Below are 15,651 nucleotides of genomic sequence, written 5' to 3' on the forward strand. Positions count from 1 at the left end.
GGTATGGGTAGTGGACGTCGGGGTCGTTGGGGGGCCGCATGTTTGGTGGTGGTGGGGCGGTGCGCCACGCGGCCGGGAGGTGACAGCCGGTGTCGTAGGAGTAGGCCAGCAAATGCCCGTGGTTTACGAGATTGATCAGTGTGCCGTCGTCGCGGATTTGCGAATCATTGGCCGATCCCAACGGCAAGGGTGGGTCACCGGGGGCGGAGTTGTTGGGCCGAAAACCGGCCGCTTTGAACACCGGTGCCAGCTCGGTGAGAATTTGCAGCCATTGCTCTGGGGTGGGTGCAGGTTCGCCGAAGAAGTGGTCGCTTTCCTCTTGCCGGCCGATGGTCCGGACGAAGGGGTCGTTGCAGCCGTTAGTCGGATGACTCAAAGGGGTGCTGGAGAACTTTGTCTGTGGCGAATATTCGGCGATCACCGCCCGGATGGTGGCGTCGAGGTTGGCGAGCTGCTGCTGGACTGTCTCCAGGTCGGGTCGGTCGTTGACGATTTTTTGTATGCGGTCCAACTCGTGGCGGCCGGGATTGGCATAGGGGTCGAAGGTGTTGGGTTTGACGCAGCCGGTGAGCAGCAGCGTGATGCACACCAGCCCGGCTGTCAAGGGACGGTGTGCTCGATTCATGAGGTCCTCAGCGGGATTGGAGGCGGCATTTCGTGGGGGCCGGCGCCAGCCGGGAGCGCGTCCACCCCGACCGCGCGGGGCGTGATGAGGTCGTCGGTTTTCCGGCAAGCAGCCGCTGCCATGTTGTAGCCGCGCAGTTGCCCCCTGCGGTGCGGCGCGGAACGCACCGAACTCGGGAATCACTTGGGACACATCACTATTGATTCGGTAGGTATGCCCTGGCTGCGATCGCTGGTCAAAAGGCGTCGCGGGTTCGGCCGCCGGGGGATCCGTACAGGTATGGGTAGTGGACGTCGGGGTCGTTCGGGGGACGCATGTTGGGCGGTGGCGGCGCGGTGCGCCACGCGGCCGGGAGGTGGCAGCCGGTGTCGTAGGAGTAGGACAGTGGGCTGTTCGCGTCGCCGTTCACCAAATCGATCAACACGCCGTCATCGCGGATCTGCGAGTCATTCGCCGACCCCAAAGGAAGCGGGGGATCGCCCGGGGCGGCGTTGTTAGGCCGAAAACCCGCCGCCTTGAACACTGGCGCTAGCTCAGTGACGATCTGCAGCCACTGCCCCTGAGTTGGCGCCGGACGGCCGACGAAGAGGTCGCTGTCCAGCTGACGGCCAATGGTCCGAGTGAATGGGTCCTTGCAGCCCATGATCGCATGGGAGTATGGCACTGTCGAGAATTGGGTCTGCGGCGAATATGTGGCCATCACCGCCCGGATGGTGGCGTCGAGGTTGGCGAGCTGCTGCTGGACCGTCTCTAGGTCGGGTCGTTCGTTGACGATTTTTTGTAGGCGGTCCAACTCGTGGCGTCCGGGATTGGCATAAGGGTCGAAGGTGTTGGGTTTGATGCAGCTGGTGAGCAGCAAAGTAACGCTCAGCAGTCCACTTACCAAATAACGGCGTGGCCGGTTCATACGTGCTGCCGCGGGATTGGAGGCGGTACTTCATAGGGGCCGGCGCCGCCGGGCAGCCGGTCCACGCCGACGGCACGGGGTGTGATGAGGTCGTCGGGGAGTCCGGCCAGCACCGCTGCCATGTTGTAGCCGCTCATCCGAAGTTCGCCGTTGCTTCCCATGCGGGCATACTCCGAATGACCGTAGGCCCGCTCATGAAGGTTGCCGTCACCGTAGTGACCGCCCAGTGCCAGCCCAGTACTGGTGGACAGTTCAGTCATGCCCGGTACGTCCTGTGGTGCGGCACCGAATGCGCCGAACTCGGGAATCACTTGAGAGACATCATCATTGACACCGATCATGTAGTAGGCATGTCCCGGCTGAACTCCTAGCTGGGAAGCGTTGGTGAGTTCGGTACCCGGCGAACCGTACAGTACGACGTCGCTTACCGGTGCGCCCTGCTGCAGCGCCAGACTGGTCACCAGGGACCCATAGGAATGCCCGAACGCGGTGATGTGTTGATCCGAGGCATTGGTGGCAGCCGCGAGGCCCGTGTAGAAGCGGTTCAACGGCCCCGCGGCATCGCGAGCCGACCAGTCATGCGTCACGTCCTTGAGGCTGTCGGGTGCGTCATATCCGAGCCACGCGATAGATGCCACCGCACCAGGGTTAGCCACGTTAGCGTTGGAGCGAAGTTCGAGCGCCTTGTTGCGCTGTGCTTTAGCTTCCCCGACCATCGCTTCAACGCTCGAACTCACTCGCGTGTTCAATCCGCCCACTGTGACACCGACCCGTTCTGCATTGTCGACGTCGCCGATCCCTACCGCCGCCAACACCTTGCGGGAATTACTGGTGGTGTCCAACAGAATCAGGCTGCTGCCCGCGTTGGCGGTAAGTGCTCGCTGCAGCGCCTGCAGGTCCGCCAACTTCTCGGTATCCGTATGCCACACGCCATTTCCATCCAGCCAACCGCGCTGCAGCCGGTCGAGTTCGCGTTGCAGCACCGGTACATTGAGTTCGTTGCGAACTCTGGTCGGGACGCCGTCGAGGTTGCGAATGGCGTTGGGGAACCACTGTTTGACCCGATCCTGCTGTCCCGGTGTCAGCGAATGCCACCACTTGCTCACCTCCTTCGGATCGCTGCCCGGTGGCGGCATCTGCGGCATCTTGGGTGGCTCATGGCTGAGTTGGGTGTTGACCTGCTCGGGTGACAAGTCCCCGGCGGCGCCCCGAATCGCCGCGGCCAGATCCTCATCGGCGGTCTCGGCGTCAGCCAGCAGACGCTTGATGTTTTCTGTCAGCCTGATCGCGGCATTGAGAATCGACTGCTGATCAGCAGGGGAGTACGACGACAAGTCAGCGGGCGGCAACGCCGCAGGGGTCGCATTGTCAATCGTCAGGTGGTAATCCCGGGCACTATCGCGAATGGCCTGCAGCCGCAACTTGATTGCGGCCACCTCGTCGGCCGATTTCTCCGCGGCCCGTGCGACCGCCTCGCACGCATCGGCATGGTCGTCGAGAAGCAACGTCGTGCGGTGCGTTGCCGCCAGCGCCGCATCGGCGGCATCACCACCGAAGTCCAGCAACCGCACGGTGTCAGTGAGTGCCGCCGATGTGGTGCGGGTGCCGTGTGCACGGTCAATCGCTGCCTGAAACACCGTCCTGATCGCCGCAGGATCCCAGCGCTCAATATCAGCTAACGTCAACGCCATCGAATCGACCGCTGCTGCCAGCCTGCGCACGGACCGCGGCCAGCGCCGCGGCGTTGCTCTGGTCCATCTCAGCGAAGCCGACCGCCGCGAGATGCATGCCGCAGGAATGCTCACCGAATCGATCGGCGTGGGTGGCGCTGACCGTCTCCCAGCTACCCAGCAATCCCGACAGGGCGCCAGCCGAAGAGCCGACCCATCCCGACCGCGCGCCTTCGGCTGCACCGTGGCATGACTGGTGCAAAACCAGCAGTGACTCACCGTGATTGGCCAACTCATATCCCACCCGAGTCAGGACTTCAGGAACGACACGCAACGTCTCCATCATCGACCCTCCCGATCAGCCAGCAAGCAAACCTCCGGGGAGTATGGCACACAGCCGCCAACCGGGCTATTCACCTTTGGCGGCCGTAACGGGCTACTTGCGGGGCTTGCGCGGTTTACGCTTGATGCCCACGCCGCCCCAGAACGAGAAGCCGCGGATCTTCACCTTGGGTGCACCCCGGCTACCCTCGCCCACGACTTCGCGGTCGAAGTTGCCCATCACTCCGCGGCCGTGGATTTCGACGTGGACTTCGGGGGGCAAAAGGATGGTCTGCACACCCATGATCGAGTATGCGCGGATCTCGACCTCGGTTGAGGTGAAGTCGGCGTAGCGCAAATCCAGCACGCCGGTTCCCCAGAGCGCGAAGGTGGTCAGCTTCTTCGGCACATTCCATCGGCCGCGCCGCTCGAACCCACTGAGCAACGCGAGCAACAGGGTGGACGGGGCCGGGTTGCAGTTGCCGCCGCGACGGGGGCTTACCGAGGCGCCGGGCAGGTCGGCTCGAAGCTGGTCCAGCTCTCGGTATGTGGTTGCCGCGTACGCCCTGGTAAGCCGCTCTTCGTACTCGTTGAGCTGCAGGCGACCCTGTTCCGCCGCGTACGCCAGCAACTGCGCGATCTGAATGCGATCGGTGTCAGCCGCGAGCGACGAATCGTCACGCGTGTCTTTCGTGTCGCGCTGGGCCGGGTTGCTCATCACCCACGAGCGTACGACGTCCAGGATTTGCTGCAAGCTGGCTGGCTGAACTGCAACCTGCCCCCGGCCAAGTCCGAGTCGCCCAGCCGGCAAATGTGCTGCTCAGCGACTCGCCGGGTCGGATTTGACCCAACTCGGTGGTCGTTTCTGCAGGAATGCCAGCATGCCCTCGCGCGCTTCCTCCGAAACGAACAGCCGCGCCGACTCCTCGGTGAGCCGTTGGGCGTCGCGGTCAAATCTTTCCAGCACCGCGGCGGTCGTCAGGGCCTTCGACGCCGCCAGGCCCTGCGGTGACCCGCGGCCAACCTCGGCGACCAGCTTGGCCACCGCGGCATCCACATCGTCGGCTGCCATGGTGACCAAGCCGATCTCCGCGGCTTCGCTGGCGCCGAACGTCTCGCCCGTCAGGTAGTACCGGGCCGCCGCGCGCGGCGATAGCTTGGGCAGCAACGTCAGCGAAATGATCGCCGGGGCCACGCCGATCCGGGCTTCGGTCAGCGCAAAGGTGCTGCGCGGGCCGGCGACCACCATGTCGCAGGCCCCGACCAGACCGAACCCGCCGGCTCGGACATGCCCGTTGACCGCGCCGATGACCGGCCGTGGGGACTCGACGATGGCGCGCAGCACCGTCGTCATCTCCTGGGCCCGCGCTACCGCCATGTCGTATGCCGATGGTGGCGACCCGCTTCGCCCGGCTGCGCCGCCCTCGCGATCGCGATCACCACGCGGGTCGCCACTGCCGGCCTCGCTCAAGTCCGCGCCCGCGCAGAAGGTGCCGCCGGTGTGGGTGAGCACCACCACCCGTACCGCCGGATCCGCGGCAGCGTCTCGCAATCCCTGATGCAGCTGGCTGACCAGGACGCTCGACAGTGCGTTGCGGTTGTGCGGCGAGTTGAGCGTCAACCGTGCCAGCGGACCGCCGCACTCGTCCGGCCCCGCGTATTCTACGAGAGCGTCCATCAGTAAGACCGGGGCAGGCCCAGCGATGTCTGCGCGACGAAGTTGAGCACCATTTCGCGGCTGATCGGGGCGATCCGGGCCAGCCGGGCCGACGTCATCATCGCGGCCACGCCGTATTCTTTGGTCAGCCCGTTGCCGCCCATGGACTGCACGGCCTGGTCGACCGCCCGGGTCGAGGCTTCGGCCGCAGCGTATTTGGCCATGTTGGCCGCCTCGGCCGCGCCCACGTCGTCGCCGTGGTCGTAGAGCGTGGCGGCCTTCTGCATCATCAGCTTGGCCAGTTCAACCTCAATGTGGCACTGCGCCAACGGATGCGCCAACCCCTGATGCGCGCCGATCGGGGTGGACCACACCTGACGCGTCTTGACGTAGTCGACGGCCTTGCCCAGCGCGAACCGCCCCATGCCGACGGCGCTGGCCGCTCCCATGATGCGCTCGGGGTTCAGACCGGCGAAAAGCTGTGCGATCGCCGCGTCCTGGGCCCCGACCAGTGCGTCGGCGGGCAGTCGGACGTCGTCGAGGAACACCTGGAACTGGCGTTCCGGGCTGATCAGCTCCATCTCGATCGGCGTATAGGTGAAGCCGGGTGCGTCGGTGGGCACCACGAACAACGCCGGACGCAGCTTGCCGGTCTTGGCCTCTTCCGTGCGACCTACCACCAGTACCGCCTGCGCCTGGTCGATGCCGGAGATATAGACCTTCTGGCCCTTGAGAATCCAGTCGCTGCCGTCGCGGTGGGCGGTGGTGGTGATCTTGTGTGAATTGGACCCGGCGTCCGGCTCGGTGATCGCGAACGCCATCGTCAACGACCCGTCGGCGATGCCCGGCAGCCAGCGCTGCTTTTGTTCATCGGTGCCGAACTTGGCGATGATGGTGCCGTTGATGGCCGGCGACACCACCATCAGCAGCAGTGCGGAGCCCGCTGCCGCCATCTCCTCCATCACCAGCGACAGCTCGTACATGCCGGCGCCGCCGCCGCCGTATTCCTCGGGCAGGTTCACCCCGATAAACCCGAGTTTTCCTGCCTCGGACCATAATTCGGTGGTGTGCTGATGCGCGCGAGCCTTTTTCAGGTAGTACTCGTGGCCGTAGTGGGACACCCATTCGGCCACCGCCTTGCGCAGCGCCTGGCGCTCTTCGCTTTCGATGAAGCTGGTGTCGGTCATTGTGAATCTCCTTGTGCTTCGGGTCCTTCCACGCGTGCCAGCACGGCACCGACGTCGACCTGCTGGCCGGTGTGGACGTTGAGCTGGGTGAGTACACCGTCAGTCGGCGCGCTGATGGTGTGTTCCATTTTCATGGCCTCCAGCCAGATCAACGGCTGACCCGCTGAGACGGTATCGCCGACCTCGGCGCCCAGGCGGATGACGTTGCCAGGCATGGGCGCCACCAACGATCCCTGCTCGACGGCCGAACCCGGCTCGGGAAAGCGGGATAGTGCGACCAGATGCACCGGTCCGATGGCGGAATCGACGTAGACGTCCTGGCCGTAGCGCGCCACCGTGAAGCCGCGGTCCACGCCGTTACCGTCGGCCAGCACCACCTGGTCCGGCGTGGCCGATACCAGTTGGACGGATCCGTCGCCGGGCAGCTCCAATCCATTCCTGCTGAACCGGTATTCGATGCGGTGTTGTTCGCCGCCGTCGTCGAGGTACGTCTTGACCTGATAGCCCGACGCCAGGTTGCGCCAGCCACTGGGGATAGAGCCGAACACCCCGGCGGTAGCCCGATTGTGCGCGGCGTCGGCCAGGGCGGCGGCGATCACCGACAACCGGATCGCCGTCGCGTCGGCCAGCGGTGCCGACAGCTTCGCCAGCCCGTGCGTGTCGAAAAACGCGGTATCCGTGGCGCCGTCGAGAAAAGCCGGGTGGCGCAGCACGTTGACCAACAGCTCGCGGTTAGTGCGCAGGCCGTGCAGACGGGTGCGGGCCAGCGCATCGGCGAGCACCAACGCCGACTGCCGGCGCGTCGGAGCATACGAGATGACCTTGGCCAGCATCGGGTCGTAGTGGATCGACACCGTCGAGCCGGCAACGATTCCCGAGTCCTGCCGGATCCCGGTCCGGTGCCCCAGCCTGCCGAACTGCGCTCGCACCGACGGCACGTCGATGCGGTGCACCAGACCGGCCTGCGGCTGCCAGCCGTGCGCCGGGTCCTCTGCATAGAGCCGGGCTTCGATCGAATAACCATGGGCCACAGGTGGTTCGGCATCCAGCCGGCCGCCTTCGGCGACCACGAGCTGCAGTTCAACCAGATCCAGGCCGGTGGTCTCCTCGGTGACCGGGTGCTCGACCTGCAGCCGGGTGTTCATTTCCAGGAAATAGAACTCGCCGTCATCATCGGCGAGGAACTCCACCGTCCCCGCACCGGCATAGCCGATGGCGGAGGCCGCCAGTCGAGCGGCGTCAAACAGCTTGGCACGCATACCAGGTATGCGCTCCACCAACGGAGAAGGCGCTTCTTCGATGATCTTCTGGTGGCGGCGCTGAATGGAGCATTCCCGTTCGCCGACGGCCCAGACGGTGCCGTGCATGTCGGCCAGGACCTGTACCTCGACGTGGTGTCCGGTGGGCAGATAACGCTCACAGAACACCGTCGGGTCGCCGAAGGCGGACTGCGCTTCACGCTGGGCGGCCTCGACTTCGGCCGGCAAATCGGACAATTCGCGAACAATCCGCATCCCGCGGCCACCACCGCCCGCGGATGCCTTCACCAGCACCGGCAGCTGGGCTTGGGTGACCGTGTCCGGGTCGAGCTCGTCGAGCACCGGCACTCCGGCGGCCGCCATCAGCTTCTTGGATTCGATCTTGGAACCCATGGCCCGCACCGCGTCCACCGGTGGGCCGACCCAGGTCAGTCCCGCCTCTTGTACGGCATCGGCGAAATCGGCGTTCTCCGACAGGAACCCGTAGCCAGGGTGTACCGCATCCGCGGCCGCGGCCCGGGCGGCCGTGATGATGGCGTCGGCGTTGAGATAGTCGTTGGTCTTGGGCAGCCGCACCCGGGCGTCGGCCTCGGCGACATGCGGTGCTGCGGCATCCGGCTCGGTGTAGACGGCGACGGTGCCCAAGCCCAGCCGGCGGCAGGTGGCGAACACCCGTCGCGCGATCTCGCCGCGATTGGCAACCAGTACTCGAGTGATCGGCATTTGCATCACATCCGGAAGACGCCGAAGTTCGACGTTCCCTTGATCGGGCCATTGGCGATGGCGGACAAACACATTCCCAGCACGGTGCGGGTGTCGCGCGGGTCGATCACCCCGTCGTCGTAGAGCATCCCGGACAACACCAGCGGCAACGACTCGGCTTCGATCTGGCCTTCGACGGCGGCACGCATCGCTGTGTCGGCCGCTTCGTCGACCTGCTGGCCGCGAGCCTCGGCGGCGGCGCGGGCCACGATGGACAGCACCCCCGCCAGCTGCGCGCCGCCCATCACCGCGGACTTGGCGCTGGGCCAGGCGAACAGGAACCTCGGGTCGTAGGCGCGCCCGCACATCCCGTAGTGGCCCGCGCCATATGACGCGCCGATCAACAGCGAGATGTGCGGCACGGTCGAGTTGGACACGGCGTTGATCATCATCGAGCCGTGCTTGATCATGCCGCCCTCTTCGTAGACCTTGCCAACCATGTAGCCGGTGGTGTTGTGCAAGAACAACAGTGGCGTGTCGTAGCGGTTGGCGAGCTCGATGAACTGGGTAGCCTTTTGCGACTCTTCGCTGAAAAGTATGCCGCGCGCGTTGGCCAGGATGCCCAGCGGGTAGCCATGCAGCCGGGCCCACCCGGTCACCAGCGACGAGCCGTACAGCGGCTTGAACTCGTCGAATTCGGAGCCGTCGACAATGCGGGCGATAACCTCCCGCGGGTCGAACGGAATGCGCAGGTCCGCCGGGACGATGCCGATCAGCTCCTCGGCGTCGAACAACGGCTCGGTGACCGGCCCGGGCGCGGGCCCCCGCTTGACCCAGTTCAGCCGGGCCACGATGCGACGTCCAACGCGGATCGCGTCGAGTTCGTCTTGCGCGAAGTAGTCGGCCAAACCCGAGATGCGGGCATGCATTTCGGCGCCACCCAGCGACTCGTCGTCGGACTCCTCGCCGGTGGCCATCTTTACCAGTGGCGGGCCCGCCAGGAACACCTTGGAGCGTTCCTTGATCATCACCACGTGATCGCACATGCCGGGAATGTAGGCGCCGCCCGCGGTGGAGTTGCCGAATACCAGTGCGATAGTCGGGATCCCGGCTGCGGACAGCCGGGTGAGGTCGCGGAACATTGCTCCGCCGGGAATGAAGATCTCCTTCTGAGTCGGCAGGTCCGCCCCGCCGGATTCCACCAGCGAGATCACCGGAAGCCGGTTCTGGAACGCGATCTGGTTGGCCCGCAGGATTTTTCGCAACGTCCACGGGTTGCTGGTGCCGCCTTTGACCGTCGGGTCGTTGGCGACGATCAAGCATTCCACGCCGGACACGGCGCCGATGCCGACGACCGTACTGGCACCGACCGTGAAGGCGCTGCCGTATGCCGCCAGGGGGCTCAGCTCGAGGAACGGCGAATCCGGGTCGACGAGCAATTCGATGCGTTCCCGGGCCGTGAGCTTGCCGCGGGCGTGGTGACGGTCGACGTATTTGGGCCCGCCGCCCGCCAGCGCCTTCGCCAGTTCGGCGGCGATTTCGTCGAGCTTTGCCGCCGTCGCCGTTGCCGCTTCGGCGTACGCGCCGGCATGGGCGTCGAGGCTGGACCGCAAAACGGTCACGATTGATACCCCAGCAGTTTGGCGGCAAGTGCGGTCAGGATTTCGGTGGTTCCGCCGCCGATGCCCAGTATCCTCATGTCCCGATACTGGCGTTCGACTTCGGATTCGGCCATGTAGCCCATCCCGCCGAAGAGCTGGACGGCCTGGTTGGCCACCCATTCGCCGGCCTCGACGGCGGTGTTCTTGGCGAAGCACACCTGCGCAATCAGGTTCGTTTCCCCGGCCAGCTGACGCTCCACCACGTGACGGGAGTAGACCCGGGCGACGTCGATGCGCCGGGCCATCTCGGCCAGGGTGTTCTGCACCGCCTGACGCGAGATCAGCGGACGCCCGAACGTCTCCCGGTCGCGACACCACTGCGCGGTGATGTCCAGACATCGCTGCGCGCTCGAATATGCCTGTGCGGCAAGACCGATACGTTCGGCGACGAACGCCTGGGCGATCTGGGCGAATCCGCTGTGCTCGGCGCCGACCAGATTGGCGGCCGGTACCCGCACGTCGGTGTAGGACAGCTCGGCGGTGTCCGAGGAGCGCCAGCCCATCTTGTCCAGCTTGCGGGTGACCTCGAAACCAGGTGTGCCCTTGTCGACCACCACCAGCGACACCCCCGCTGCCCCGGGTCCGCCGGTGCGCACCGCGGTGACGACGTAGTCGGCGCGCACCCCGGAGGTGATGTAGGTCTTGGCGCCGTTGATCACATAGTGGTCGCCGTCGCGGACGGCGCCGGTGCGCAGGTGCCCGACGTCCGAGCCGCCGCCGGGTTCGGTGATGGCCAGCGCGCCGATTTTCTCACCGGCCAGGGTGGGACGAACGTAGGTGTCGATCAACCGTGCGTCGCCGGAGGCGATCATGTGCGGCACCGCGATGCCACAGGTGAACAGCGACGCGAAAACACCGCCGGGCGAACCGGATTGGTGCATCTCCTCGCAGATGATCACCGAGTCGGCGGCGTCGCCCCCGCCACCGCCGACGGCTTCGGGAAAACCCGCTCCCAGCAGGCCGGCGGCCCCGGCGCGCCGGTGCAAGTCACGCGGCAACTCGCCGACTCGCTCCCATTCGTCGATATGCGGCAGGACTTCTCGTTCGGCAAACGAGCGGACGGTCTTTCGCAGCTGCTCGCGCTCCGGTGTGGTCCAGATATTCACAACAGCGTCTCCGGAATGTTGACGTGGCGGCTGCGCAGCCATTCGCCCAGCCCCTTGGCTTGCGGATCGAAACGCGCCTGGTAGGCCACGCCCTGACCCAGGATCCCCTCGATCACGAAATTCATCGCCCGCAGATTGGGCAGCACATACCGCGTGACGTCGAGTTCTGCCGTCTCGGGCAACAGTTCTTTGAGAAACTCGGCGGTCAACGTGTTGGCCAGCCAGCGCCACTGCTCGTCGGTGCGCACCCACAGTCCGATGTTGGCCGAACCGCCCTTGTCGCCGCTGCGGGCGCCGGCGATCAAACCCAGCGGCGCACGCCGGGTCGGTCCCGCTGGCAACGGCTCGGGAAGCGGCGGGGGAGCCGCCGGTGCCAGCTCCAAAGTCTCGGAAGCGCAGGCGATTTCACTGCGGGTGCCGTCGGGATGGACCGCGACGTGCGGCACCTGGGTGGCGTCGACGTAGCCCGGGGTGTAGACGCCGTACACCTGACCGTCGCCGGGCGGGGCGGTCACGGTGAAGCCCGGATAGCTGGCTAACGCCAATTCGACTGCGGCCGAGGAGAATTGCCGTCCGACCTTAGCGGGATCGGGATCGCGGACCACGCAGCGCAGCAAGGCGCTGGCCGCCTCCTCGGTGTCGGCGTCGGGGTGGTCGGTGCGGGCCAGGGTCCATTCGAATTCGGCGGGTTTGACGGTCAGCGCGGCTTCGAGCTGGTGTCGCACCAGATCGGCCTTGGCCTCGATGTCGAGGCCGGTCAGCACGAAGGTCATGGAGTTGCGGAAGCCGCCAATGCTGTTCAGCGACACCTTGAGCGTGGGCGGCGGCGGTTCGCCAACCACACCGCTGATGCGCACCCGGTCCGGGCCGTCCGCCGAGAGCGCGATGGTGTCCATCCGCGCCGTCACGTCCGGGTTGGCGTAGCGGGCGCCGGTGATCTCGTAGAGCAGCTGCGCGGTGACGGTGTCGGTGCTGACCAGACCGCCGGTGCCGGGGTGTTTGGTGATCACCGAGGAGCCGTCGGCGTGGACCTCGGCCAGCGGGAAGCCGGCGTGCACAAGGCCCGGCACCGCGGGAATCTCGGTGAAGAAGGAGTAGTTGCCGCCGGTGGCCTGCACCCCGCATTCGATGACGTGACCGGCGACCACCGCTCCGGCCAGCTGGTCGTAGTCGGTGCGGCTCCAGCCGAAGTGCGCGGCCGCCGACCCGACGAGCACCGAGGCGTCGGTCACCCGGCCGGTGACGACGACGTCGGCTCCGGCCTTGAGGCAGTCGACGATGCCCCACGCACCCAGGTAGGCGTTGGCCGTCAGCGGTGTGCCGAGGCCGAGCTCGGCTGCCCGCGCCAGCAGGTCATCGCCTTCGACGTGGGCGACCCGGGCCGGCACGCCGAGGTGGTGGGCCAGGGCCCGGATCGCGTCGGCCAAGCCGGCCGGGTTGAGGCCGCCGGCGTTGGCCACAATGCGGACCCCGCGGTCGCAGGCCAGCCCCAGGCAGTCCTCGAGTTGGGTTAGGAATGTCTTGGCGTAGCCGCGCTCGGGGTGCTTCATCTTGTCGCGACCGAGGATCAGCATGGTCAGTTCGGCCAGGTAGTCGCCGGTGACGTAGTCCAGCTCACCGCCGGTGAGCATCTCACGCATGGCCGGGAGGCGGTCGCCGTAGAAGCCCGAGCAGTTGCCGATCCGCACCGTGCCGGACGCGCCACCAACAGCGTCCATGCGCGTCCTCCCTTCATTGGGATTACCGATGGGGCCGAACCCGGCCAACCAACCGGTAGGTCAGCATAGCCGTAAGCCTCGAGCGGTGTGATACCCGCCTCTCTCGCCGACGTCGCGCTCCGTTTTGGCGAGCTGGAGCTCACCGACTACCCTCTTAAGGCACCCATCAAATGGGTAGTGTCGCCGTCCGGCCGACCCGGCAGGTCCACGGTCCTGCGATGCGACACGCACCGACCAACCCGATCGAGGAGTAAGGCCCCACCATGGCGGTACCCAAGCGCAGGACGTCGCGCGCGAATACCCGAAGCCGGCGCTCGCAGTGGAAGGCCACCTCGACCGAACTGGTGGGTGTCACCGTGGCCGGCCAGAAGCACAAAGTGCCCCGCAGGCTGCTCAAGGCGGCGCGGCTGGGCCTCGTCGACCTCGACCGGCGCTAGCTCCCGGCAGGGGCTATTGTGGCGCATGTGACGAGCCCGCCGGCCGAGCCCACCGGTCCGGCGCGCCTCTCAGGCCAGTCTCAGGCGGTCGTACGAAACTAGTGTCCGTGCGAATTCTTGTCGTCGACGACGATCGTGCGGTACGCGAGTCACTGCGCCGGTCGCTTTCCTTCAACGGCTACTCGGTCGAACTGGCCCATGACGGGCTCGAGGCTCTCGACATGATCGCCAGCGATCGGCCCGACGCGCTCGTGCTCGATGTCATGATGCCGCGGCTGGACGGTTTGGAGGTGTGCCGTCAGCTCCGCAGCACCGGCGACGACCTGCCGATCCTGGTGCTGACCGCCCGCGACTCGGTTTCGGAGCGGGTGGCCGGCCTCGACGCCGGCGCCGACGATTACCTGCCGAAGCCGTTCGCTCTCGAAGAATTGCTGGCGCGGATGCGGGCATTGCTGCGCCGCACCAAGCCCGACGACACCGCCGAGTCGGTGGCCCTGCACTTCTCCGACCTCAGCCTGGACCCGGTGACCCGTGAGGTCACCCGCGGGCAGCGCCGCATCAGCCTCACCCGCACCGAATTCGCCTTGCTGGAAATGCTGATCGCCAATCCGCGACGCGTGCTCACCCGCAGCCGCATCCTCGAAGAGGTGTGGGGTTTCGACTTTCCCACGTCCGGCAATGCGCTGGAGGTCTACGTGGGGTATCTGCGCCGCAAAACCGAGGCCGATGGCGAGCCGCGGCTGATCCACACCGTCCGGGGAGTGGGTTACGTGCTACGCGAAACGCCGCCCTGATGCTCGGGTTCCGCCGCCGAGCACGGGTACCGCTGCGAACGACCAGTTCGTTGTCCCTGCGGTGGCGGGTCATGCTGCTGGCGATGTCGATGGTGGCGATGGTCGTCGTTCTCATGTCGTTCGCGGTGTACGCGGTGATTTCGGCCGCCCTCTACAACGACATCGACAATCAGCTGCAGAGCCGCGCGCAATTGCTGATCGCCAGCGGGTCGCTCGCCGCCGACCCGGGCAAGGCCATCGAGGGCACAGCGTATTCGGATGTCAATGCAATGCTGGTGAACCCGGGCCACTCGATCTATACCGCCAACCAGCCCGGTCAGCACCTGCCCGTCGGAGCGCCGGAAAAGGCCGTCATCCGCGGCGAGTTGTTCATGTCGCGGCGCACGGCGGCCGATCAGCGGGTGCTTGCCATCCACTTGCCCAGCGGCAGCTCCCTGCTGATCTCCAAGAGTTTGAAGCCGACCGAGGCGGTCATGACCAAACTTCGCGCGGTACTGCTGATCGTGGGTGGTGTCGGCGTGGCGGTCGCCGCAGTGGCAGGGGGCATGGTCACCCGAGCGGGGCTGCGTCCGGTGGGCCGGCTCACCGAGGCGGCCGAGCGGGTGGCGCGAACCGACGACCTGCGACCCATCCCGGTATTCGGCAGTGACGAATTGGCCAGGCTTACCGAGGCGTTCAACCTGATGCTGCGGGCGCTGGCCGAATCCCGGGAGCGACAGGCCAGGTTGGTCACCGATGCCGGGCACGAGTTGCGCACCCCGTTGACGTCGCTTCGCACCAATGTCGAACTACTGATGGCGTCGATGGAGCCCGGAGCGCCGCGACTGCCGGAGCAGGAGATGGTCGGCCTGCGTGCCGATGTGCTGGCCCAGATCGAGGAATTATCCACTCTGGTAGGCGATTTGGTGGACCTGACGCGCGGCGACGCCGGTGAAGTGGTGCACGAAACGGTCGACATGGCCGACGTCGTCGACCGCAGCCTGGAGCGGGTCAGGCGGCGGCGCAACGACATTCACTTCGATGTCCAGGTGATTCCCTGGCAGATCTACGGTGACGCCGCCGGGTTGTCACGGGCGGCGCTCAACCTCATGGACAACGCGGCCAAGTGGAGTCCACCGGGAGGCCACGTGGGCGTCACGCTGAGACAACTCGACCCGTCACACGCCGAGCTGGTGGTCTCGGACCGCGGGCCCGGCATTCCCCCGCAAGAGCGGCGTCTGGTGTTCGAGCGGTTCTACCGGTCAGCGTCGGCTCGGGCGATGCCGGGTTCGGGCCTGGGCCTGGCGATCGTCAAGCAGGTGGTGCTCAATCACGGTGGATCGCTGCGAGTTGAAGACACCGTTCCGGGTGGTCAGCCGCCGGGAACGTCGATTTCCGTGCTGCTGCCGGGCCGCCCGATGCCGGGTGCGACCTACCCGGCGAACCCGGCGAACTCAGCCGGTACCGGCGCCAGGGCCGAGGCCGGCCGATCTGATGAAGGCGCCGGGGACTCCACGAACTCACGGAGTTCGACGAACGTTATCTCAGTGGATTCTCAGTCCGCGCGCGCAAGGTAGTAGTGCAGTTACTGTTGACAACAAGCCCATGCCCGCAGCGCATGGCCAAGC

The 15,651-nt window shown here is 66.3% G+C and carries 14 protein-coding genes; 3 read left to right on the forward strand and 11 right to left on the reverse strand.

Going from position 1 to position 15,651, the window contains the following annotated elements; all coding sequences use genetic code 11:
* The 11 genes from BST40_RS08120 to BST40_RS08170 form a co-directional block, all read right to left on the reverse strand.
* Positions 1–625 (reverse strand): LppA family lipoprotein (locus tag BST40_RS08120; RefSeq protein ID WP_083153989.1); only part of this gene is annotated, 625 nt, incomplete at its 3' end.
* Between the two features lie 235 nt (positions 626–860).
* A complete protein-coding gene (locus BST40_RS08125) occupies positions 861–1,532 on the reverse strand; it encodes an LppA family lipoprotein (RefSeq protein WP_075549196.1) in 672 nt (223 codons plus the stop codon).
* Positions 1,529–3,223, reverse strand: a complete 1,695-nt coding sequence (locus BST40_RS08130) for an alpha/beta hydrolase (RefSeq protein WP_082275619.1) — start codon at positions 3,221–3,223, stop codon at positions 1,529–1,531. The genes BST40_RS08125 and BST40_RS08130 overlap by 4 nt, the downstream gene beginning before the upstream one ends.
* Positions 3,204–3,548: a hypothetical protein gene (locus BST40_RS08135; RefSeq protein WP_089025063.1), complete on the reverse strand. Its 345-nt coding sequence runs from the start codon at positions 3,546–3,548 to the stop codon at positions 3,204–3,206. The genes BST40_RS08130 and BST40_RS08135 overlap by 20 nt, the downstream gene beginning before the upstream one ends.
* 90 nt (positions 3,549–3,638) lie before the next feature.
* Positions 3,639–4,241 (reverse strand): DUF1707 SHOCT-like domain-containing protein, encoded by a 603-nt coding sequence (locus tag BST40_RS08140; protein ID WP_083153976.1) that lies wholly within the window; start codon positions 4,239–4,241, stop codon positions 3,639–3,641.
* 102 nt (positions 4,242–4,343) lie between these two features.
* Entirely contained in the window at positions 4,344–5,201 is an 858-nt protein-coding gene (locus BST40_RS08145) for an enoyl-CoA hydratase family protein (protein WP_083153977.1), read from the reverse strand.
* Positions 5,201–6,367 (reverse strand): acyl-CoA dehydrogenase family protein, encoded by a 1,167-nt coding sequence (locus tag BST40_RS08150; RefSeq protein ID WP_075549199.1) that lies wholly within the window; start codon positions 6,365–6,367, stop codon positions 5,201–5,203. The genes BST40_RS08145 and BST40_RS08150 overlap by 1 nt, the downstream gene beginning before the upstream one ends.
* Positions 6,364–8,349 carry an acetyl/propionyl/methylcrotonyl-CoA carboxylase subunit alpha gene (locus BST40_RS08155; RefSeq protein WP_075549273.1) on the reverse strand — a complete coding sequence of 662 codons (1,986 nt, stop codon included), beginning with the start codon at positions 8,347–8,349 and terminating at the stop codon, positions 6,364–6,366. The genes BST40_RS08150 and BST40_RS08155 overlap by 4 nt, the downstream gene beginning before the upstream one ends.
* Before the next feature lie 5 nt (positions 8,350–8,354).
* Positions 8,355–9,950, reverse strand: a complete 1,596-nt coding sequence (locus BST40_RS08160) for an acyl-CoA carboxylase subunit beta (protein WP_075549200.1) — start codon at positions 9,948–9,950, stop codon at positions 8,355–8,357.
* Positions 9,947–11,095 carry an acyl-CoA dehydrogenase family protein gene (locus BST40_RS08165; protein ID WP_075549201.1) on the reverse strand — a complete coding sequence of 383 codons (1,149 nt, stop codon included), beginning with the start codon at positions 11,093–11,095 and terminating at the stop codon, positions 9,947–9,949. Before BST40_RS08165 ends, BST40_RS08160 begins: the two co-directional genes overlap by 4 nt.
* On the reverse strand, positions 11,092–12,783 hold the full coding sequence (locus BST40_RS08170; RefSeq protein WP_089025067.1) for an acyclic terpene utilization AtuA family protein: 1,692 nt from the start codon (positions 12,781–12,783) through the stop codon (positions 11,092–11,094). The genes BST40_RS08165 and BST40_RS08170 overlap by 4 nt, the downstream gene beginning before the upstream one ends.
* A gap of 293 nt (positions 12,784–13,076) precedes the next feature.
* Between BST40_RS08170 and rpmF the strand changes: the two genes are divergently transcribed.
* The 3 genes from rpmF (at position 13,077) to BST40_RS08185 (ending at position 15,600) form a co-directional block, all read left to right on the forward strand.
* Positions 13,077–13,250, forward strand: coding sequence for a 50S ribosomal protein L32 (rpmF, locus tag BST40_RS08175; RefSeq protein WP_036409829.1), 174 nt, complete (start codon positions 13,077–13,079; stop codon positions 13,248–13,250).
* Between the two features lie 107 nt (positions 13,251–13,357).
* The gene (gene mprA / locus BST40_RS08180) at positions 13,358–14,044 is read left to right on the forward strand and encodes a two-component system response regulator MprA (RefSeq protein ID WP_075549274.1); all 687 of its coding nucleotides are present in this window, start codon (positions 13,358–13,360) and stop codon (positions 14,042–14,044) included.
* Entirely contained in the window at positions 14,044–15,600 is a 1,557-nt protein-coding gene (locus tag BST40_RS08185) for a HAMP domain-containing sensor histidine kinase (RefSeq protein ID WP_075549203.1), read from the forward strand. The genes mprA and BST40_RS08185 overlap by 1 nt, the downstream gene beginning before the upstream one ends.
* Positions 15,601–15,651 lie beyond the last annotated feature (51 nt).

The organism is Mycobacterium persicum (assembly GCF_002086675.1).
GTDB classification, from domain to species: Bacteria; Actinomycetota; Actinomycetes; order Mycobacteriales; family Mycobacteriaceae; genus Mycobacterium; species Mycobacterium persicum.